At 58.4% G+C, this 20,831-nt stretch carries 20 protein-coding genes and 1 tRNA gene; 6 read left to right on the top strand and 15 right to left on the bottom strand.

Features of this window, described 5'->3' with window-relative positions; translation table 11 throughout:
* Nucleotides 1-52: 52 nt before the first annotated feature.
* From ACTG3T_RS11190 to ACTG3T_RS11175, 4 genes are all read right to left on the bottom strand, one after another.
* Nucleotides 53-1,009: a PfkB family carbohydrate kinase gene (locus ACTG3T_RS11190; protein WP_439102356.1), complete on the bottom strand. Its 957-nt coding sequence runs from the start codon at nucleotides 1,007-1,009 to the stop codon at nucleotides 53-55.
* Nucleotides 1,006-2,391, bottom strand: coding sequence for an MFS transporter (locus ACTG3T_RS11185; RefSeq protein WP_439102355.1), 1,386 nt, complete (start codon nucleotides 2,389-2,391; stop codon nucleotides 1,006-1,008). Before ACTG3T_RS11185 ends, ACTG3T_RS11190 begins: the two co-directional genes overlap by 4 nt.
* A complete protein-coding gene (gene gtfA / locus ACTG3T_RS11180) occupies nucleotides 2,388-3,878 on the bottom strand; it encodes a sucrose phosphorylase (protein ID WP_439102354.1) in 1,491 nt (496 codons plus the stop codon). The genes ACTG3T_RS11185 and gtfA overlap by 4 nt, the downstream gene beginning before the upstream one ends.
* A gap of 84 nt (nucleotides 3,879-3,962) precedes the next feature.
* A complete protein-coding gene (locus ACTG3T_RS11175) occupies nucleotides 3,963-6,524 on the bottom strand; it encodes a TonB-dependent receptor domain-containing protein (protein WP_439102353.1) in 2,562 nt (853 codons plus the stop codon).
* A 193-nt stretch (nucleotides 6,525-6,717) separates the two neighbouring features.
* Between ACTG3T_RS11175 and ACTG3T_RS11170 the strand changes: the two genes are divergently transcribed.
* The 6 genes from ACTG3T_RS11170 to ACTG3T_RS11145 all read left to right on the top strand — a co-directional run bounded on the left by ACTG3T_RS11170 (nucleotide 6,718) and on the right by ACTG3T_RS11145 (nucleotide 12,890).
* Entirely contained in the window at nucleotides 6,718-7,776 is a 1,059-nt protein-coding gene (locus tag ACTG3T_RS11170; RefSeq protein ID WP_439102352.1) for a LacI family DNA-binding transcriptional regulator, read from the top strand.
* A gap of 644 nt (nucleotides 7,777-8,420) precedes the next feature.
* Entirely contained in the window at nucleotides 8,421-9,224 is an 804-nt protein-coding gene (locus ACTG3T_RS11165) for a type IV toxin-antitoxin system AbiEi family antitoxin (RefSeq protein WP_439102351.1), read from the top strand.
* Nucleotides 9,221-10,006 carry a nucleotidyl transferase AbiEii/AbiGii toxin family protein gene (locus ACTG3T_RS11160; RefSeq protein ID WP_439102350.1) on the top strand — a complete coding sequence of 262 codons (786 nt, stop codon included), beginning with the start codon at nucleotides 9,221-9,223 and terminating at the stop codon, nucleotides 10,004-10,006. Before ACTG3T_RS11165 ends, ACTG3T_RS11160 begins: the two co-directional genes overlap by 4 nt.
* Nucleotides 10,007-10,720: 714 nt before the next feature.
* The gene (locus ACTG3T_RS11155; RefSeq protein WP_439102349.1) at nucleotides 10,721-11,587 is read left to right on the top strand and encodes a phage integrase N-terminal domain-containing protein; all 867 of its coding nucleotides are present in this window, start codon (nucleotides 10,721-10,723) and stop codon (nucleotides 11,585-11,587) included.
* Between the two features lie 208 nt (nucleotides 11,588-11,795).
* A complete protein-coding gene (locus ACTG3T_RS11150) occupies nucleotides 11,796-12,323 on the top strand; it encodes a hypothetical protein (RefSeq protein ID WP_439102348.1) in 528 nt (175 codons plus the stop codon).
* A gap of 9 nt (nucleotides 12,324-12,332) precedes the next feature.
* On the top strand, nucleotides 12,333-12,890 hold the full coding sequence (locus ACTG3T_RS11145) for a tyrosine-type recombinase/integrase (RefSeq protein ID WP_439102347.1): 558 nt from the start codon (nucleotides 12,333-12,335) through the stop codon (nucleotides 12,888-12,890).
* 24 nt (nucleotides 12,891-12,914) lie between these two features.
* Here the strand turns inward: ACTG3T_RS11145 and ACTG3T_RS11140 are convergent.
* From ACTG3T_RS11140 to tolQ, 11 genes are all read right to left on the bottom strand, one after another.
* Nucleotides 12,915-12,990 (bottom strand) — tRNA-Lys (locus ACTG3T_RS11140).
* A gap of 84 nt (nucleotides 12,991-13,074) precedes the next feature.
* Nucleotides 13,075-13,521: a Rid family hydrolase gene (locus tag ACTG3T_RS11135; RefSeq protein WP_439102346.1), complete on the bottom strand. Its 447-nt coding sequence runs from the start codon at nucleotides 13,519-13,521 to the stop codon at nucleotides 13,075-13,077.
* 57 nt (nucleotides 13,522-13,578) lie between these two features.
* Nucleotides 13,579-14,742 (bottom strand): dipeptidase, encoded by a 1,164-nt coding sequence (locus tag ACTG3T_RS11130; RefSeq protein WP_439102345.1) that lies wholly within the window; start codon nucleotides 14,740-14,742, stop codon nucleotides 13,579-13,581.
* Entirely contained in the window at nucleotides 14,732-15,412 is a 681-nt protein-coding gene (gene queC / locus ACTG3T_RS11125) for a 7-cyano-7-deazaguanine synthase QueC (protein WP_439102344.1), read from the bottom strand. The genes ACTG3T_RS11130 and queC overlap by 11 nt, the downstream gene beginning before the upstream one ends.
* Nucleotides 15,413-15,429: 17 nt before the next feature.
* A complete protein-coding gene (gene queE / locus ACTG3T_RS11120) occupies nucleotides 15,430-16,110 on the bottom strand; it encodes a 7-carboxy-7-deazaguanine synthase QueE (protein WP_439102343.1) in 681 nt (226 codons plus the stop codon).
* A gap of 10 nt (nucleotides 16,111-16,120) precedes the next feature.
* Nucleotides 16,121-17,023: a tol-pal system protein YbgF gene (ybgF, locus tag ACTG3T_RS11115; RefSeq protein WP_439102342.1), complete on the bottom strand. Its 903-nt coding sequence runs from the start codon at nucleotides 17,021-17,023 to the stop codon at nucleotides 16,121-16,123.
* A gap of 23 nt (nucleotides 17,024-17,046) precedes the next feature.
* Nucleotides 17,047-17,592 carry a peptidoglycan-associated lipoprotein Pal gene (gene pal / locus ACTG3T_RS11110; protein WP_439102341.1) on the bottom strand — a complete coding sequence of 182 codons (546 nt, stop codon included), beginning with the start codon at nucleotides 17,590-17,592 and terminating at the stop codon, nucleotides 17,047-17,049.
* 55 nt (nucleotides 17,593-17,647) lie between these two features.
* The gene (gene tolB, locus ACTG3T_RS11105) at nucleotides 17,648-18,934 is read right to left on the bottom strand and encodes a Tol-Pal system beta propeller repeat protein TolB (RefSeq protein WP_439102340.1); all 1,287 of its coding nucleotides are present in this window, start codon (nucleotides 18,932-18,934) and stop codon (nucleotides 17,648-17,650) included.
* Nucleotides 18,934-19,704 carry a TonB family protein gene (locus ACTG3T_RS11100; RefSeq protein WP_439102339.1) on the bottom strand — a complete coding sequence of 257 codons (771 nt, stop codon included), beginning with the start codon at nucleotides 19,702-19,704 and terminating at the stop codon, nucleotides 18,934-18,936. The genes tolB and ACTG3T_RS11100 overlap by 1 nt, the downstream gene beginning before the upstream one ends.
* The gene (tolR, locus tag ACTG3T_RS11095) at nucleotides 19,701-20,120 is read right to left on the bottom strand and encodes a protein TolR (RefSeq protein WP_439102338.1); all 420 of its coding nucleotides are present in this window, start codon (nucleotides 20,118-20,120) and stop codon (nucleotides 19,701-19,703) included. Before tolR ends, ACTG3T_RS11100 begins: the two co-directional genes overlap by 4 nt.
* Nucleotides 20,120-20,830, bottom strand: coding sequence for a protein TolQ (tolQ, locus tag ACTG3T_RS11090; protein WP_439102337.1), 711 nt, complete (start codon nucleotides 20,828-20,830; stop codon nucleotides 20,120-20,122). The genes tolR and tolQ overlap by 1 nt, the downstream gene beginning before the upstream one ends.
* Between the last annotated feature and the right edge of the window lies 1 nt (nucleotide 20,831).

Raw genomic sequence — 20,831 nt, 5'->3', positions numbered from 1 at the left:
CGGGATTTATTTTTAGCCCAGGTCTGTGGCGCTGTGTAGATTCCTTTCGGGATCAGCGCTGCGTTGCCGCCATGAAACTGGAAACTTCAGCGAGCATTGGCGGCGAACAGCCCGCGCGTGAGACGTTGATGGCTGCGGCAGCGCATGCGAAGTCCAGCGCTTCTGCAAGCATGGCGGTCGTGTCCGGGCCGGGGTCTGCACCAAGTTCACCCGCGCGATACAGGTTGGCCAGAAATGCCGAATGGAAGGTATCGCCCGCTCCCACGGTGTCGCTGACCTTGGCAACGGGATAAGCGCGCTTCTCAATAGGTGCAGCAACGCCGGGTGCGCCATACAGCACGGCGCCTCCATCACCCTCGGTGAGCACCAGCAAGCCGCCCCGCATTTCCTCGTGGAGCTGTTGTGCGGCGTCGCGCAGGTTCTCGCTCAGGGCAAACGCATCAATGTCCTCATCGCTCGCTTTCACAATGTCCGCGCGGGCCAGCAAACCGCGCACACCGCTGAGGTACTTTTGCTGATCAATGCTCGCGCGCAGGCGGATGTTGATATCGATACTGATACGGACACCGCGCTCCCTGAGCAGATCGAACAGCGCTGTGATTTTTGGTAGCTGACTCGGCGTGATCGCGAGCGATCCCGTGTGGAAAACCTGCAGGTCTGGGGGTAGGTGCGCGATGACCTCCTCAAGCGTGGTGTCTTTGTCGGCAATACCTTCACGGTAAAGCCGATAGGACGGTTGTCCCCGCTCATTTACGGTGACCAGTGCCAGCGAGGTCGGCCAGAGCGAACGGCGTTGCAGGGGCAACCTTACACCCTCACGTTGAAGCGATGCACAAAGCTCATCACCAAAACTGTCATCCGATAATGCGGCAAGGTAGGAGACATCTACGCCCTGCCGGGCGAGGCCGATTGCGACGTTGTAGGGCGAGCCGCCCAGGTGTGGTCGATAAGCTCCATCGTCGCCAATAATCAGATCAATCAGTGCCTCACCCAGCACCGCAACGCTCATGCCATCGCCTCCTCTCGCCGCCCGTACAGCTCCCGCTCCACACGACGCAGGGTGACGCGATCAATCTGATAAAACATCATCAGTGCGCCACCGGCGAGAAAGTAAACTGCGGGCACTACGTTGAACATCATGCGTATGCCGTTGATAGCCTGCTCGGACTGCGCGGCGTTCGCGGTAAAGCCGAACCACGCGAGCATGAAACCAGGCAATGCTCCGCCGACCGCAGAGCCGAACTTCAGCGAAAACATCGAAGCCGACACTGTCAACCCCGCGGTGTTCTTGCCGGTCAGCCACTCGCCGTATTCAGCGCAGTCGGTATACATCGAGAACAGCAGCGTAATGGTCACGCCGAAGGTCATTATGCCGGCGCTGTGCACCAGGGTAACCAGCCAGAAAGCCTCGGGGGGCAGAAGGTAGCAAAGCGCCAGCAATGCTGCGTGCAGTACGCTCATCGCGGATACGAGCCTGTGCTTCTCAAAGCGGCCCGTCAGCCACGGCGTGAGCAGCGCACCTATAAGCTGTCCGATCAGACCGCAGGAGGTCAGCACCGCGGTCTTGTCGAATATCAGGAAGAGAGGTTCACCGTTGTCGCCCACGTAATATTTGATGTAGTAGACGATAGAGGCGAATCGGGCAATCAGACCGACAACGATCAGGATGCCCGTGAGCGTCAGCACAATCCATGAGACGTTTTTGAGTAGCGCCGAGAAGTCCTCGCTGATACTTGAGTCGTGGCGCGGCGGCTGCACGCGCTCCCGCGTGGTAGCAAAGGTTATCCAGAATATCAGTACCGAAAGAACGGCAAACAAAACGATGGTCAGACGGAATCCAAGCACCTCGTCGCCGCCCCCCAACAGGTTGACCAGCGGCGTGGCAAAGGCGCCTACGCAGAGGGTGCCAAGGGACGCAAACACAAAACGGAATTGCGTCGCCTTGGTACGCTCCTCGGCCACGGGGGATATAACCGCCAGCAGCGCCGAGTAGGGCACGTTGATAGCCGTATAGGCGAGCATGATCAACGTGTAGGTAATGTAGGCGTAGACCAACTTGCCAGTGTTCGAAAGCTCCGGCCCTAAAAACAGCAGGTAGCCCAGCGCCGCGTAGGGCACTGCGACACACAGCAGGTACGGTCGATACTTGCCCCAGCGTGTATAGGTGCGATCGGCGATGAGTCCCATGGCCGGGTCGCTGATCGCGTCGACCACCTTGGTGACCAGCAGCATCGTCGCCGCAGCAGCGGGGCTGATTCCGAACACGTCGGTGTAGTAGTAAAGCAGAAAGAGCCCGAAGAACCCCATATAGAAGTTTGAGGCCATGTCGCCGAGGCCATAACCGACCTTTTCCCGGAATGACAGCGGCGCAGTATCTGTGGCCGCGCTCATTGCGTGCTGCGCCCTGTGTCCCGGGTCATAGCGCCCACAGTGTGATGAAAGGGGGCACCATTCAGCGCACCGCTGATCGTGGCGTTGCGCTCAATCAGGTCCACTGCAAGGCTGGCGTGATTATCTTCCTGAGACCAGCTCAGAACCAGCTGCGCAGGCGCTGAGTCTTCCACTCTGAATTTCCCCTCAAACACCGGCAGCGTATTACGCAGGCGAATCAGCGCAAACAGTTCCTGCACGACCGGCATCCCGATGGCGGTTTTTAATTCGTCGGGACTGTAATAGTGGCGGTTGATGTCCCGCCCCGTGCCGGTCTGGCTAACGAGGTCGAGGTCGTTCTCACCGGCCAGAAGTCCGACGTAATAGATCTGCGGTGTGCCGGGCGCAAAAAACTGGATAGCGCGAGCGATGAGATAATCCATGTCGCTGCCGCCGAGCGCATCGTAGTAAGTGGAATTGACCTGGTAGATATCCAGGTTGGACGCGGCGTTTCCACTCGCTTGCCGGCTTTTGCCACCGGTCTTGGCGTGGATGGACTCCACGAGATTGTGGATTTCGTCATCCTGCAAAAGACCCGGGCGCTGTCCGGATCTACCAACATCGATAATGCCGATACCGTCGTGCGTATCGAGCACGGTCACGCAGTTACGCGGCGCGATACGCAACCAGTGCTTGAGCGCTTCCGCGTCATTCGTGTACAGACTGTGCAGAACCAGCGGTGGCAAGGCAAAGTCGTAAACGCGTCCCACGCGTTCTGCGATCTCACACTGGACCTGGAAGTTCGCATGGATTTCAACCAGCGTCTCCATACCCAGTGCGCGCGCTTCGGCCGTTAGGTAGGCGATGAACTCAAAGGTTTCGGGCAGCATGAAACATGACGTGCCTGCACGCTTGATCGCGTAGCCGGCTGCATCCAGTCGCACGTCCTTTATTCCTGCCGCGGCGAAGGTACTGAGAATAGACTTCAGGTATTGCTGTCCCTCACTGCTCTCCACGTCGATATCGAGCTGCTTTGGGCTAAAAGTTGTCCAGAAGTCATGCGCGACCCCACTCGCCAGCGTTTTTGACGTGAAAGGAGCACCCGGACGTGGCCGATAAATGCGCTGAATCTGCTCCCTCGCCACCTCCGGGTCAAGCGAGCCGTACACCGCTGCCCTGCGCAGAAAGAGCTTCCAATAAGGCGACTCCTCGCCATTGCCAAGCACGTCCTGAAACTGTGCCGAGTCGGCGGACACGTGATTGACGATAATGTCAGCCATCACGGCCTGCGTTGACGCGATTGAAGACACATCGGCCCAGCTGCCAAGTTGCTTGTCGACAGCGAGATGGTCGATCGGATCAAAACCCGCATCCAAGCCATCAATCGGGTCGAAAAACGGGAGGATATGTACACCACCGAAAAGTCCGCTTAACTCCCCGTCAAGCAGTTCGCGCAGGCGCCTGAGGTCGCCCGCCAGTCGATCGGCGTAGGTGATGAGCGAAACCATGCTGATACTCCGCTGAGTGAGTAGTCAGGGTGCCAAAAAAACCGGACAACACACAATTACAGTGAGCCGCCCGGTAAGCAAGCCCTAGAACCGGTAGGTGATACCGATATTTGCGGAGCGACCGTTGAGCGGACGGGCACGGATAAAGCTGCCAACCGCTGCTGACCCTTCCTCTGATTCCGTGATCACGAACTCATCGGTCAGGTTGTTCACGTTCAGGTAGGCCGTGAGATCCGGCGTTACGTCGAAGTTCAGGAAGGCATTCACCAGGATGTAACCTTCCTGCTCCAGGTCGTTGTTGTCCTGTACGTAATAATCGGTTGAGCCCTGCAGCACGAGACCCGTCGCGAGGCGTGCGTTTCGATACTCGGGGATCAGCGTATAGATGAGATCAGCCTGACGGCGTGGTGTGTTGCCCACGATCGCCGGGTTGGTGGCATCGTCGGTAATTTCGGCGTCGGTCCAGGTCACGTTGCCACGCAGGGTAAAGCCCTCGGTGATGTCGATGTCGCCTTCGAGTTCGATGCCGTTGGCTTCGTACTCGCGAACGAAGGTCAGGCCGCTGGTCAACTCTGCCTGCGTTTCCTCAGTAATCGTGTTGAAGAACGTTGCAAACGCCGACCAGTTGGAACCCACGTGCTTGTAGCCAATCTCGAGCTGCTGGACGTTGTCAAACCCGTCGGTCGTAGAGCTGAGGCTGCCATCTGGTCGCAATGACCCGGGAACCTGTGTGAGACGGTCTGCCACCGCGCGTCCGCCGTCGCTGTAGCGCGCGAATACCGATGACGTGTCAGTGAGAAGGAATGTGCCGCCCACGGAGAATGAGGTGTTGTCGGCATCGTAATCGACGTTGGTCGTTGCGGCGTTGCTGGAGTTGAGCACACGCACGCCACCGGCGATAAAGCCTGCGGACGTCGCACCGGGATTTTCGAGCAGGGCATCGCTGTCGAGCCGCGTAATCATGCCCCCGTCTACCGCGAACTGGCCGACACTGCCATTGCCGTTGAGATCAATCGGCGTGTTGCCGCCGCAGCAGCCATCCAGTCGCTGCCCACGGGCCTCAACCTCATCGTGCCGCGCGCTTACGTCAAAGCGCATGCGCTCGCCCACGTCGAAGCCGACATTGATGTATGGCGCGAAGGTGGTGTACTCGAGATCCCAGTTCCAGGCGAGGAAGCTCTGCGTGAGTGCGCCGTTGTCCGCGAGCATCACGTCTACTGCATTCCCGTCGGCATCTATACCTGCGCCGTTGGCAATGTAAGTAATGTTGCGCGAGTCCGAACCATCCAGAGTTTGCATCCGCGTTTGCCAGCTGTTCCAGGAGGTTTGGATCGCCTGCTTTGAGTAGTAAACACCGCCCGAGATTGCCAGGCCGTTGGTATTTTCCCAACTGAACGAGAGGTCGTTTACAAACAGACCCAGGTCGTGAATTTTTGTATCAAACAACAGGTTGGTGTATGCGAGCTGGTTTCCATCGGCGGGCTGGCCGTCGATGAGTGCAGTCACCCCGCCGGAGCAGTCCAGTCCCACACCACCAACGCTTGCCGTGTTGCAAAGCTCAGCGCCCTTGTCGGCAATGCTTGCGGTACCGCCGGCAAAACCGTCCGTGAACGGTGCAATAAACCCACCCGAAATATCGGACTGGCGAAACTTGTTGCGCAGGGTGAGCTGGTCATTCAGGTCTTTCTCGAACTCAAAACCGAACGCTGTGACCTTGGATTCAATGCCGTCGGCCAGCGCACGGCTGACGGGATTTCCAAACTGGTCAAAGGTAGTGAAATTGTTGGTCTGCTGCGACTGAAGGCTCTCTGAGCTTGCGTCGTAGCCGGGCACCGAGCCGTAGGAGCCGCCGCCTTCGACCAGCACCGGTGAGGGCAGGTAGGTCGCAACCCGATCGTCCAGGTGCTTGGCGTAAAGGCGCAGGAATCCGTCGTCGAACTCCTTGGTGATGTTCGCCTTGAGCTGTCCGCCATTCTCACCGTTATATCCGGTGTCACGCACGCCCTCGCCATCGCGGAAGAAGCCACCGACGTGATAGTGAATCGAGTCGGTCAGCTCTCCACCGTATTCAAAATCAGTGCGAAACTCATCGTAATCAAGCCCCATGCTCACACCGATGCTGCCGCCTTCTTCCTTGCCGGTCTTGCTGATCATGTTGATGATGCCGCCGGGTGAGTTACTGGCGAATGTCGATGCAGAGCCCCCACGGATGCTTTCAATTCGTGAGATCGTCCAGTCGGCACGCAACCAGTTGTCGGTGTTACCAAAGTTGATATCGCCGTACTCGAGAACCGGGAGACCGTCCTCATGGATCTGCATGTACTTGGAGCCACCCGTGGCCAGCGGAATACCGCGCACGGTGAGGTTGGCGTTACCGCCGCCTCCAGAGGATTCGGCGCGAATACCGGGCAAGGCCCGAAATAGTTCGGCGGCCGAGCGCGGCGCGAGGTCGATCAGCTCCTCGCTGCCTACGGAGCTTACCGAGACGCTCGCCTCGAGCTTGGTGGCGCCGCCCGAGGGCACACCGGTAACGATCACTTCCTCGAGTACACCGGGACCCTGAGCCTGCGCGAGCGCAGCGGGTAGGGCCGCCAATACGAAGGTAAATGGGACGCACGCTGAGCGTGCAGCATTGAAACTTTTCATGGCGATTGCCTCGAATTAGATTTATTTGGCGTTATCGGCATCTGTGTGCTGACCCCATGAAAAGTAGCTCAGTGTGCAATCGATTGCAAGAAAAAATTTGCTATCGATTACATTAGTTGTAAGCTATTGTTCTTAGGACAATTTTTTAAACAATGAATGAGCTGAACAATATGACCGATTTAAAAGTGACGATATGAAGGACCGCCCAGCCGCGGATTCACCGCCGGCGATTCGTACGCTTCAAAACCTCGCGGATGCAGCCGGAGTTTCGCGCGCGACTGCGTCGCGGGCTCTGAATAACAACCCGCGTATTGCCATCGCAACGCGGGAAAAAATACAGTCACTTGCCGCCAGGCACGGCTACCTAATCAACCGTCGAGCGCGTGACCTGCGCCTCAAACGCAGCAGCGTAGTGTCGGTGGTCTTCATGCTCGATATCCGATCCAAACAGCATATGTCGGATCTGTTCTTCCTTGACATGCTGGGCGCGATTGCAGATGCGCTGGCGGCCCGAGACTACGATCTGCTACTTGCCCACGCTCCTGTGATTGATGCGGCGCAATTGGCCAACAGCCGCGCAATGCTGCAATCGGACGGTGTTATTTTTATCGGGCAGGAGCGCCAGCACGAGCAACTCAACTTGCTCGCAGACGCTGGCCGGCCCATCGTCGTCTGGGGTCATCCGGTGCCAGACAAGCGTTACGTTGTGATTGGCGGTGATAACTTCGCCGGAGGTAAGCAGGCCGCTTGCCATCTCATCGAGACAGGACGTCGGCGGATCGCGTTCTTTGGCAACATCTCCAACCCCGAAAATGCGGCGCGCTATGCAGGCTATCGTGAGGCGCTTGCAGAGGGTGGCGTTGCCTACGACGCCTCGCTGCACTTCGAAGTACCGTTCAGCATGGAGCGGGCTCGCGAATCGATCACGACGTTGTTATCTGATCGCGGCGATTTCGACGCCGTGGTGTGTATCTCGGATGTGGTCGCCCTCGCGACAATTTCGGCTGCGCAGCGCCAGGGATTGAGCGTCCCGGGTGATATCGCGGTGACGGGTTACGACGATATTGGTCTTGCAAGCTACAGCAGCCCAACGCTGACCACCGTGCGCCAGGGCATCAGCACTGCGGGCGAGGAACTGGTGAATACCTTGCTGAAAATGATCGACGGCGAGCGCCCGGTCGACACGATGCTGAGTACCGAACTGGTGATCCGAGAGAGCACCGCAGGGCTGGCTGACACCGATAATCCGTAGCGACCGGATAGCGCTGCGGCGCTCAGCAGTTCACCACGCGTGCCACTGTTTTTCGCATAACTGGCTAGCGCGCGGCCCGCGCGCCTCGAGGTATGCCCACCCCCTAGGCTGGAGTCCTGAGACAGATAAGAGGCGTCAGCATGAATGTCGGTCGTATCTGCGATGCTCAATCGTGCGACAAAACGATAGCGCACTGAAAATGGGACGCCTTGGCTCAATCAGACGTCACCGCGTATTAAAAGGCTGCCTCTTGCTGGTCGATAAGCGCGACCAAAACGCAGACCGAACGCGTTATTGTGCTCTACACGGTCGCCGCACGGGAGTCCATGCTCAACGCAGCAAGGGGAGTTCCCACGTGTTCCCGGTCGGGATATTGCTCAGACGCCGGCAATAACCTGCATGCGTGGCCAACCGACACCTGTCGAACAAGTGCCTCCATTTGCTAATTTGAATTTTTCTTATTCGCATTTGACACGTTTTCGCTTATTCAGACAAAGGTCTCTTGTGTTTTGGAGACTTGGCATCGTTAACACTAAGTCCGTCGCGTGATGACCTGCCTATATTTTGCGAGCTAACGAGCAGTTGTCTATGACGAAAATACGATTTTGCTTGCATAAAGTATTATTTATAGATACTTTGCGAGAGTGATACCGAATAACAATCCTTTAGCGGCAAAAGACCTTGTCGCGACTCTTGCCTCGAGGGGGCGCTATAGCTTCACCTCAACGGAAGCTCGTGAGGCGCTTCAAGTATCTCCGTCAGCGAGCAAGCTTGCTCTCAACCGGCTCACCAAACAGGGGCTGATTGCCACACCTGCCCGCGGGTTTTACGTCATCATCCCGCCGGAATACCGCTCTTTGGGTTGCCTGCCCGCAGAGCAATTCATACCCGACCTCATGAAACTCAAAGGACTAACCTACTACGCTGGGCTTCTTTCAGCCGCCCAGTACTACGGCGCGGCCCATCAGCGCCCACAGGAGTTCCAGGTCTTCGTGCAACAGAACCGCGGGCCGCTACGCTGCGGCAAAGTCCGGGTCAAGTTCATCGCACGCAAGAACATTGACTACGTGCCCGTACGAACATTCAACACCTCACGTGGAGCTTTAAAGGTCTCCTCGCCAGAAGCCACGGCCATCGACTTGGTGGGATATCCCGAACATGTCGGTGGGTTAAATCAGGTTGCCACCATCCTTTCTGAACTTGCCGAAGAAATCGATGCCTCGGTACTGGCAGCTGCAGCGACCACCGCCCCGATTACCTGGATTCAGCGTTTAGGCCACATTCTAGAACTGGTAGGCGCCGAAAATGCTGCACAGGGGCTCAAAGGCTATGTCAGTGAACACGCGCGGGAGTACACGAAGCTCATGCCCGGTGGCGACAAGGACGCTGGACCGCGCTTGCGGGAATGGAAGCTTGTTGTAAATGCAGACCTGGAGCCGGACATATGATCCCACGTGACTACATCACAGAATGGCGGGATAAAGCACCGTGGGTTGACGATGCCCAGGTCGAACAGGACCTCGTCATCAGCCGTGCACTGATTGACATTTTCTCTCACAAGACACTGCGCCATGCGCTGGCATTCCGTGGCGGCACGGCTCTGTTCAAGCTCCACCTGCCTGCCGCCAGATACTCCGAAGATATTGACCTTGTTCAAGTGACTGCAGAGCCAGCAGGTCCAGTTATGGATGCCTTGAGGGAGGTATTGGACCCGTGGCTTGGAGAACCCAAGCGGAAACAGAACAACGCCATGGTGACATTAACCTACCGGTTTCAGTCAGAGGATGGACAACCGCTTCGGCTAAAAGTCGAAATCAACACTCGCGAGCACTTCGTTGTAGAAGAATTCGTAGAGGTTCCGTTTGAAGTGAGTTCCCGTTGGTACACGGGATCATGCTCAATACTCAGCTACGAATTAAATGAGCTTTTGGGCACAAAGCTCCGCGCCCTGTATCAGCGCAAAAAGGGACGTGATCTATTTGACCTGGCGATTGCGCTCGACCATGGTGACGCTGACCCGAAGAAGATAGTCGCGGCGTTCTATGCGTACATGGAGCACGGCGGGTTCACGGTGACCAAAACGCAGTTTCAGGCCAACGTAACCGCCAAACTGAACGACAAAAACTTCGCCAGCGATATCGGCCCGCTGCTGGCAGCGAGCTACGAATGGGACCTTGCCGCTATGTCGGCTAAAGTCGATGGGGCTTTGATATCGCGGCTCTGTGACTAACGCCGAAGGCGACACAGTCGGAGTCGATCGCACAGGTACTATCATCGTAAGAGCCCAAGTCACTGCCAAGCGCAGCAGGTAGTGACGTGGGCGCCTACACACGTGCACCACGCCGTCAGTAGCCAAAAACCGCGCCCGCAGTCGGTCGAATTCTTTGTGACAGCCGCATTCGGTGTTCGTAAAGTGAACCCACTAAACGCGGCCACTGCGGAAAAGTGGCAAGGCGACCCCACCTTGCGCAAGCGAATGGGGTAGGCAAATTCCGGCTGTATAGGAATCTGCCGACAGCGTCTACCCGGGCTATTTTGACGCAAAGGTCAGTCATGACCGAGCCCATCTTCGAACCATCGCGATACCGCATCAACTGGGTACCGCTCCTTCCACTCTCTCCCGCTTCCCGCGGGATCTGCTCCATCGCCGCTGCTGATGGCCGGGCTCTCGAGCCCGTCGATCTGGCAGTTTCTTCAACCCCGCAAACACACTGACGGTCAGTGCGTTTTGCTCAATCCAAAAGGAGGAAGTTCTACCCCGGCCTGCGGCTGGGTAACCGTTGGTCTGCATGGGCCAGTTTTCGCCAGAAAACACACTGTGCTGTCTATGGCCAGACACATTCAGGTCAACCGGGGTTGGTGTCCCGTGATCGTACCGCTTGCCGGGCCTGCGCAGCTTTTATTGCCAGGTGATCAGAAACACTCACCGAATGGATTTAGCACTATGCGAGACCTGAACTACCAACTGAAAATGTTATGCAAGTACAGCCACGAGGGCAGCTTCGAAACCCGCGTGGGCCGGGAGCGCCAGTTGAGCGCCATAGCCAATCAGTTACACGAACTGGGCTTCCGGCAGTTGAAAGCCACGTCGCTGAAACAGAAGCACGTCCAGGCCCTGGTCGACCAATGGCTGGGGCAGAACCTGTCGCCGGGCACCATCAAGAACCGCATGAGCTGCCTGCGCTGGTGGGCCGAAAAGATCAACAAGCGCAGCGTGGTCGCGCGCAGCAACGAGATCTACGGAATCCCGGATCGCCAGTTCGTCACCAGTGAGAGCAAGGCAAGGGACCTTGGACAAGCACAGCTCGCCCGAGTCAGGGATGAGAACGTTCGCATGAGTCTGCGCCTACAGCGGGCATTCGGGCTCAGACGAGAGGAAGCCATCAAGCTGCAGCCGCGCTGGGCGGACCGGGGCGAGCACCTGCAGCTGAAAGCCAGCTGGACCAAGGGCAGGCGGGAGCGCACGGTTCCTATCCGTACCGAGGCGCAGCGTGCCCTGCTGGAACATGCCAAACACCTGGCGGGCACGGGGTCCTTGATCCCCCGGGGCCGATCCTACATTGAGCAGCTGAGAATCTATGAGCGTCATACGGCGAATGCGGGCCTGTCGAAAATGCACGGCCTGCGCCATGCCTATGCGCAGCAACGATACCTGGAACTCACGGGCTGGCCGTCGCCCCATGGAGGCGGCCCCGGTAAAGAAGCGTTGACCCCGGCACAGCAGGAGACGGATCGACAGGCACGGCTGGCCATCAGCAGGGAGCTGGGGCACGTGAGAGAACAGATTACCGCGGTGTATCTGGGCAGATGACGATACAACCCCGTCTCATCCGACTACGAGACGCCCCTTCCTATCTAGGTATGGACCGCAACCGCTTCAACCGGGAAGTGCGCCCTACCCTGCTCGAGTTTCGCATTGGGCGGCAAGGCGTCGCCTTCGACCGCCTTGAAATGGACGCATGGGTGGACCAGTATAGGCGGCGCAACGGGCGTCCCGCACTAAATCAAGGAGATGATTTATGGGACGCAATCGAAGCTCCGGGCTACGGAAACGGGGTGGGATCTGGCATATCGACAAGCGGGTCCTCGGCCACCGCATTCACGAAAGCACTGGAACGAGTGAACTCAGAACGGCGGAGCTGATGCTAGCTCGTCGGATTGAGCAGATTAGGCAGGCATCAGTGTTTGGCATACGACCGGTGCGGATCTTTCGCGAGGCAGCCACACGCTTTCTCGAGGAAAACACGCACTTAGCGACTATCCACACCTATGCCTTCCATCTGAAGGAGCTGGACCCGGAGATCGGCGATTTGCCGCTCTATCAGGTCCACATGGGAACGCTGCAAGCCTACATCAATCGACGGCAGAAGGAGGGTAAGAAAAACAAGACCGTCAACGGCGCACTGGCAACGGTGCGCAGGGTACTAAACCTGAGTGCCCGCCTGTGGCGCGATGAACACGGTTTAACCTGGCTGGAGTCGGCGCCGCTGATTCAGTTGCTGCCTCTGCACGATGCCAGACGCCCCTACCCGCTCAGCTGGGAGTAGCAGTACCAGTTGTTCAAAGCGTTGCCGGATCACCTGAGCAGGATATGTTTATTCAAGGTGAATACCGGGTGCCGGGATGGCGAAGTCTGCAGTTTGCGGTGGGATTGGGAAATTGACGTGCCGGAATTGGGCACCTCGGTGTTTCTTATACCGGGAGAGAAAGTTAAGAATCGGGAGGATCGGTGGGTGGTATTGAATCGGGTGGCTAAGTCAGTGATCGAATGCGTGCGCGGGCAACACCCGGAACGCGTCTTCACTTACTACGGTCGTCCGGTGCGGAGCATCAACAACAATGGCTGGCAGTCGGTTCGGCGCAAGCTGGACATGCCCATTCGGGTACACGACTTGAAACACACCTTCGGTCGTCGCTTGCGCGCGGCAGGAGTGCCATTGGAAACCCGGAAAATACTGCTTGGCCACAAGAACGGCGATATCACCACGTACTACTCAGCACCCGAGCTGGAGGAGCTTATCGAGGCGGCAAACAGGGCGTGCGAAGGAAAGTCCGGCAAAACTCCGGCACTCGTCGTGCTGAAGCACCGGACGCTGAGCGCGGCAGCGCGCTAAGTCGTTGATACAAAGAGAGGAAAATGGTGGGCCGTGCTGGGTTCGAACCAGCGACCAATTGGTTAAAAGCCAACTGCTCTACCGACTGAGCTAACGGCCCCGGAAGGAGGGCGCATATTACGGATTTAAGAGAAAAACTCAAGTTTTTCGGAGAACTTCTCTTGGACGGACTCGAGTAGAGAGTTTAGTCCGAAAATGCCGCGATGCACTCCACCTCTACCCGGGCGTTCAAGGCCAGACCGTTGGCCCCAAAAGCGCTCCGTGCAGGAAAGGGTTTACTGAAAAATTCAGCGTAAACGGTGTTAAAAGCGCCCCACTCGCTGATATCAGCCAGCATTACCGTGCATTTCACCACATCGCTCATATCCAGCCCATGGGATTTGAGGGTGTTGCGGATGTTTTCGAGGGTCTGGCGAGTCTCAGGAACAATACCGCCGGGCACCACGGTCATCTCACCGGGGAGTGCACCCAGCTGACCCGCCAGGTAGACCGTATCGCCCACACGCACCGCCTCAGAGAACGGCAGGTCCGCCGCCAGGGAGCCGCTGCTATTGAGAAAGCTGACTTCCGCCCCGCGCGCGCCTGTCATGACAGTGAGCATAAGCAGTGGAACAAACATCAAGTAACGCATAACAAACACTCCGCACTCACAATGATGGCGCTATGGCCGATTAATTACCCTGAGGGCTCAGGCCGCAGCCTGCACCCGCAGGGCATTGCCCCCGGCAAACTTCGCCAGATCGCTGTCACTGAATCCGCTCTCCAGCAACTTCGCGCACAGCCTGGGAAACTGCAGGTAGCTCTGTAAAAACGCGGGCCGCACCGGCTCCCCCAGATCGGTGGACCAGGCGACGTGATCGATACCCACGGTATCCACCATCACTTTCAGGGCCTCAACAAACTCGTCCAGATACGTCACGCCATAGGGCGCCTGAATAGGGAAGGTACCCACTACACCTCCGGTATCTGCGATGAGCCGCGCGTGCTCCGGGCTGATCCATCGACTTCTTGTATTGCGGTAGTCGCCAAAGCGGGAGGAGTTGTACTTGACCATGGTGTGGGACAGCGCCAGGGGACGATCTACCAGCGCAACGGTTTGCTCTACCACCTTTTGACTGGCGTGAGCCATGTCCAGCAGCATGCCCATATCGCTGGCCTGCTCCAGCACCTGACGACCCAGGGGTGACAGTCCACCGTAGCGCTCGGGATCTGTCTGACTATCACCCAGGGTCGATGCCACATAATGAATCGGCTGCAGGCGCCTCAGACCTTGCTCATGAAGAACCTTTAAACGCGCTGGCTTCAATTCCAGCATATGAGCGCCTTCCGTGGACAGCACGACCCCTAACTCTCCTCGGGCATTAATTGCCTCAAGAGAATCAGCGTCCGTCACGGGGCTCATGGGGTGGTCGGCGAGAAAGTCCATCATGAGCGCGTATTGGCGCTCATACTCTTCCCAGGCCTCATCGCCCTGAAAATCGCGATCTTTATTGCCGGGCATACCGATCCGCGTGCGCGCGATATCACTGATAGCGTCCAGATAGATGCAATTCACCCCGGCATCGAGATATTCCTGAATATTGCTCGCGAACTTCGCAGGGCTGACCGGTGGTATACCTTTATCAGCATTATCCAGGCCGCGGTTTTGCCAGATACCAATGTGCGTATGAAAGTCGACGATGGGGTTGGCGGCAAACACCGCGGCAACGCGCTCTAGGGACTCGGGATTGACGGAGATCGTTTCCGCTTCCAGCGCAAAAAGCTGCCCCGGTAGTGCAGCCGTGGTGGCAACAGCAAGGGAGCGACGCAGCAGAGCGCGCCGTGACAAAGCAAAGTTTCTGTTAACTGGCATAACGTGTGACGTCCTCAAGACCGGCGTTTTCGAAACCCTCGCGCCGCAGTCTACAGGCATCACAGACACCGCAGGCGAGGCCGTCATCGGTGGCCTGATAGCAGGAGACCGTTTGCGAGTAATCCACGCCGAGGCGCGCGCCCAGCTTTACGATGTCATCTTTTCCCAGATCCATGAGTGGAGTGTGGATCTCGTAGCGACCGCCCTCCACCCCCACCTGGGTGGCGACGTTTGCCAATTGCTGGAAGGCATCGATAAACGCGGGTCGGCAATCGGGGTATCCCGAATAGTCCACAGCGTTCACACCGATGAAGATGTCCTGCGCCCCGAGCACCTCAGCCCATCCCAGAGCGATAGACAAAAACACGGTGTTTCGGGCAGGCACGTAGGTCACCGGTATGCCCTCACTGGCCTCTTCAGGTACGGCAATGTTGTCATCGGTGAGCGCCGACCCTCCTATGCTGTCCAGATTCAGACGCACGACCTTGTGCGCTACATCGCCCAGGGTTTTTGACACCCGCTCGGCGGCAAAAAGCTCGGCGCGGTGACGCTGGCCATAGTCAAAGCTCAGGGAGTAGCACTCATAGCCCTGCTCTCTTGCCAGAGCCAGAACCGTTGTAGAGTCCAGTCCACCGGAGACAAGAACCACCGCTTTTTTCGAAGAATTCATAAAATGGCGCTCTGACCTCAATGCCCCGGCGCATCGTCCCAAAGATATTTATGCAGCTGCAACTGCAGGCGTACCTGCAAGCCATCCGCGAGAATCCACTCCGCCAGCTCCCGGGGGGCAAGTTGCTCGTGGCTCGGTGAAAACAGCACATCAGAAACACGATCGCCCAGCGCATATTCATCGAGTTTGAATCGTGCCCACTCGTAGTCCCCGCGGTCACAGATGACGAACTTCACCTGATCATTGGCTGTCAGGTAATGAACATTGCCGTAATCGTTGCGGGCGACCTCACCGGAGGCCGGGGTTTTTAAATCCAGCACCTTCACCACGCGAGGATCGACCTCTGCCACGGACATGGCGCCACTGGTTTCCAGGGAGACCTCATAACCCTGATCGCAGAGGGTGGATAAGAGCGGCAGGCAGTTGGGTTGGGCGAGGGGCTCGCCTCCCGTCACAGTGACATAGGCGGGCCTGTGTGCGGCGACCTGAGTTGTAATGTGCTCAAGAGACATGATCTCGCCGCCGTGAAAGGCGTACTCTGTGTCGCAGTAGAGGCAGCGCAGGGGGCAACCGGTGAGGCGCACGAACACCGTGGGCAGACCAACGGTTCTAGCCTCGCCCTGAAGGGAGTAAAAGATTTCAGTGATGCGGAGTGTGTCGGCAGCGACCACGTCCTCCGCTGTTGCCACAGCACCCATGGGACCTGCCTTAGAGGTTTTGGTCGAGAAAATCGCCCGCCAAACGTGCCGCTGAGCTATCGGGATACTCACGAATCACCCGATTCAAAAACTCCCGGGACCGGTCGCGATTGCCCTTCATGAAGTGCACGCGACCCAATTTGTACAAGGCATCGGGAATCTTGGCGTTGGTCGGATACTGATTGAGCAGCAGCATAAAGGCCTGGCGCGACGCCTCAGGGTCCGCAGGATCGGTCACCAGATAAAGCTCTCCCAGCCAGTAATGCGCATTGGGGGCAAAACGTCCTGCGGGAAATCGCTCAAGGAACGCATTGAAAGCGCTGACCGCCTGATCAAACTCCTGGCCTCTCACCAGAGCATAGGCAGCGCGATAGGCTTCACCCTCACCCGGCTGCTCCGCAAGCTCTGAGGCCGAACTCACAGCCCCGGCGCTCGTTGAAGTCTGCGTGTTGCCAGACTCGTTGCCGGAAGCAACACCACTGACACCCCCCGCTCCCCCGCCACCACCGGAGGCCAGGCGCCGGTCGATATCCATATAGCGCTCGAGGCTTTGCTCTTTGAGGGTTCGAATCTCGTAGGCCTGCTGCTCCACAAGACCGTTAAGACGCATCACTTCCTGCTGAAGCTGCTGCACCTGATTGAACAGACCACCGATATTGTCACTGGCCGGCGCTGCAGGGGGCGGCAGGGAGCGCGTAGTGCTCGCGGGAGACACCGCCGAGGGCGCCGTGCCCACACCATAGCTCCTTGCGGGTGCCGTGGACGACGATGGCCCGGACTGTGGCTGGGCCCGTCGCTCCGCTTCGACATCGATATAGTCCTGCGCCGAAGCCGCGATAGCCACAGCCAGAAACGAGATCGGGCCGACCAGAAAGGTCAGCCCGATGCGATGGTACGGTCGTGCTTTAAGCATAGTCAGAACACCAGTGCCTCGTCTTACTTAAGCTCGACGCGGCGGTTCTGGGACCAGCTGCTCTCGCCGCTGCCGTAGGCTACCGGCTGCTCTTCGCCGTAGCTCACGGTCTCGATGCGGTAGCTCGCAACACCATTGACGACCATGTAATCACGAACGGCATTCGCGCGACGCTCACCCAGGGCCATGTTGTAGTCCCGCGTGCCACGCTCATCAGTGTGGCCATCAAGACGCACGCTGCGATCGTTGGTTTTGAGCAAAGCGATGTGCGCATCGACAGCAGCCTGAGCCGCGGGAGTCAGTGTCGCACTGTCGAACTCAAAGTAGAACACTGTGCCTGCTGCCATGGCAGCCTGCTCCATCTCACGCTGTGCTTCAGCGGCGGCGGCCTCTGCCTGACGCTCTGCTTCGCGGGCAGCGTCGGCGGCTGCGGCTTGCTCAGCCGCGGCTGCGGCCGCTGCGGCGGCTGCCGCTTCTTCTTCCTTGGTGGAGGTGCCTGAACATGCCACGAGGAACATCGCAGCGAACAGCAGTGTTAGCGCCTTGCCGGCAACGGGAATTTGCTTCATGACGTGCTTCCTTCAAAAATGATATTTATACCTGCGTCTTTTAGAACTGCATCTTTTAGAACTGCATATACGGCGACCAGGCCGGCTCGCGAACATCGCCACTGCGAGCGGGCAAACGGAACTTCACGCCGCCATCCACCGAGACCGCGGACAGAATGCCACGATCACCGTACTTGGTTGCGTACAATACCATGGAACCATTGGGTGCGATACTTGGACTTTCATCCAGATCCGTATTTGTGAGCACCTGCAGACGGTTACTCACCAGGTCGTGAATGGCAATCTGGTATTCGCCGTCCCGCTGATGCACGAGCACCACATTGCGACCGTCCTGAGCCACCCGTGCCCGGGCATTGTAGCTGCCCTCAAAGGTCACCCGCTCCGTCAATCCACTGCGCAAGTCATACCGGTAAATCTGCGGTCGTCCGCCACGATCCGAGGTAAACAGGAAGGAGCGCCCGTCGGGCATCCAACTGGGCTCCGTGTCGATGGCGTAGTGCCGGGTGACCCGGGTAAGGCGCCGGCTCGCCATATCCATGAGGTAAATATCCGGACTGCCATCCTTGGAAAGCACCATGGCCATGGAGTTGCCGTCGGGGGACCAGGCGGGAGAACTGTTCAGACCCCGAAAATTAGTCAACTGCTCCCGCTCACCGGTAGCCAGCACCTGCCGGAAAATAGCCGGGCGCCCGGTCTCGAAGGAGACGTAGGCCACCTGCTTGCCATCGGGAGACCAGCTGGGAGACATAATGGGCTCGCGGGACTCCAGCAGCACGATGGGCCGGGCACCATCAGAGTCGGCCAGCGTCAGACGATAATAGTCTTTACCGGTGGGATTGCGGGTAACCGAGACGTAGATCAGACGGGTGGCAAAGGCCCCGGGAATACCCGTCAGTTTTTCGTAGACGGCATCGGACACCCGGTGAGCCAGCATGCGCGCCTCTCCCATCGGTCCCGCGACGGTGCCCTCGGCGATGCGGGTCTGGCGGAGCACATCGTAGAGCTCGTAACGTAAAGACAGCCGATCGCCCTCGCCCATCGCCCGTCCGATGAGCACGTACTCACTGGCGATGGCCCGCCAGTCCCGGTAAAACACCTCTTCTTCACGACTGGGGAACCCGAGCATGTCAGCGCGCGCCACGGGTGAAAACTGTCCGCTGCGCTCAAAATCCTCCTGCACCACTTCCGCCATGTCAGCCGGCGCGGTCCCCGCCCCCTCCCAGGCAAAAGGCACTACGGCAACGGGAGTGGGATCATCCACGCCCTGCGTGATTTCGATAACCAGCTGGGCATTGGCCATGGCTGGCAGCAGTAGCAGCAGAAAAAACAGTGGTCGGAACATCAGTAGCGCAAATCCTCGGGTCTGAATAAAAGTTGAAAGCGACGAAAGGTCTTTTCGAATTCCCGGCCGGGAAGGTTTTTGAGCTCTGGGAAACTCCCGGCTTTTTCCACCGCGTTGATGGCCGAGCGGTCAAAGGCAACACTACCACTGGAGCGGAGCACACTCACAGACACAATTTCTCCCGTGGGCACCAACTGAATTGCCAGCAGGGCCTCCATGCCGTTGCGGGCGCTGGGAGGACGACTCCAGTAGTTCACTACCGTATCGCGAATCAGTGCCGCATAGCTCGTGGACATCTCTTCGGCGGTCACCGCGACCTGGGCGTTGTCTTCGGCGGCCATGGCGTCAGCGAGTTCCCGACGGCTGATCGCTGCGAGCTCCTCGGCACTGATGCGCTTCTCCTCGACTTTTGGTGCGGGAGCCGGCTTGTTATTGACCTTGGCCGCCGCCTTCGGCGTGGTCTTGGGGGGCGCACTGCTACTGGCAGCGGTGCTGGTTTTCGCAGGCGCCTTTTTCACCGGTTTGGGCGTCGTTTTTGCCACCGGCTTTGGCGCCGGCTTGCGCACCTGCTTTTTGGGTTTGAGGGAAGAGGCGTCAATAAGCGTGGCATTGATCGCTGTCGGCGGCAGCACCCTCGCCTCGATGGTTCGCGGGTCGCTGTCGGGCTGAAAACGCAGCAGAATCGCCCCAAGCAGCAGTAAATGCAGCGCCAGTGTGCCCGCAACGGGCAGCAGGGTGAGTTGGCCCAGACTGTACCAGTCCCGGTTCACCGCGGGTCCTCGGTGACCAGACCCACCCCCGGCGCGCCGGCCTCCTGCAGCGCCGCCATGAGCCCCACGACGTCACCGTAGGCCACCGCCTTATCGCCCCATACCAGCACCGGCTTGTCCGGGCTGCGACGGATCACCGCGCCCACGCGCTGCTGTACTGTAGCCAGAGAGAGGACCTGATCCTCCTGGCCACCCACGTTCATAAACAGCTGCCCCTGGGCATTGATGGAGACGATGAGAGGCTCAGCATCCTGATTATCCACCGGCTCGGTTTTCGCCTGGGGAAGATCCACCTTCACGCCCTGCATGAGCATGGGTGCCGTGACCATAAAAATGATCAGCAGCACGAGCATCACGTCGATGTAGGGTACGACGTTGATCTCGGCCATGGGCCGAAAGCGGGCGCGTCGGCGCATTACTGCCTGCTCTCCCGCTGCCGGGATTTCAGCGCATAGGCCTGACGACCGAGGATGCTCGAGAACTCATCAACGAAGGTGTCGTAACGCTTGCCATAGACGTCGACCTTGGAGGCAAAGCGGTTGTAGGCCATGACCGCAGGAATCGCAGCAAACAACCCCATGGCGGTGGCCACCAGGGCCTCGGAGATACCCGGGGCCACCGTGGCCAGGGTCGCCTGCGAGGTATTGGCCAATCCGCGGAAGGAATTCATGATGCCCCAGACGGTACCAAAAAGGCCCACGTAGGGACTGGTGGAACCCACGGTGGCCAGAAAGGGAAGGTGCTTCTCAAGACGCTCTTCTTCCCGGAGCATGGCTACGCGCATTGCCCGGCGGGCCCCTTCGAGCATGGCCTCGGCATCCATGTCTGACTGCTGGGCCAGACGGGAGAATTCCTTGAAGCCGGCGCGGAACACACCCTCGACGCCGATGATGATTTCGCCGTCGGCCGCGCGCTCATTGCCCTCGCGATAGAGCTGGGCAAGATCGACGCCGGACCAGAAGTGCTCTTCAAAATCCAGCATTTCCTCTCCCGCGCTGCGGAAGTAAAAGAAGCGCTGAAAAATCATGTACCAGGAGGTGACCGATGCGGCCATGAGCAGTCCCATGACCAGTTTTACGGTAACCCCGGCATCCATGACCAGGTCCACCAGGCTTAGTTCGTCCAAG

The organism is Congregibacter sp., assembly GCF_965660375.1.
In the GTDB taxonomy this organism is placed as follows: domain Bacteria; phylum Pseudomonadota; class Gammaproteobacteria; order Pseudomonadales; family Halieaceae; genus Congregibacter.
The sequence above is the reverse complement of the archived record's forward strand: the minus strand, read 5'-3'. Positions and strand labels throughout refer to the sequence as shown.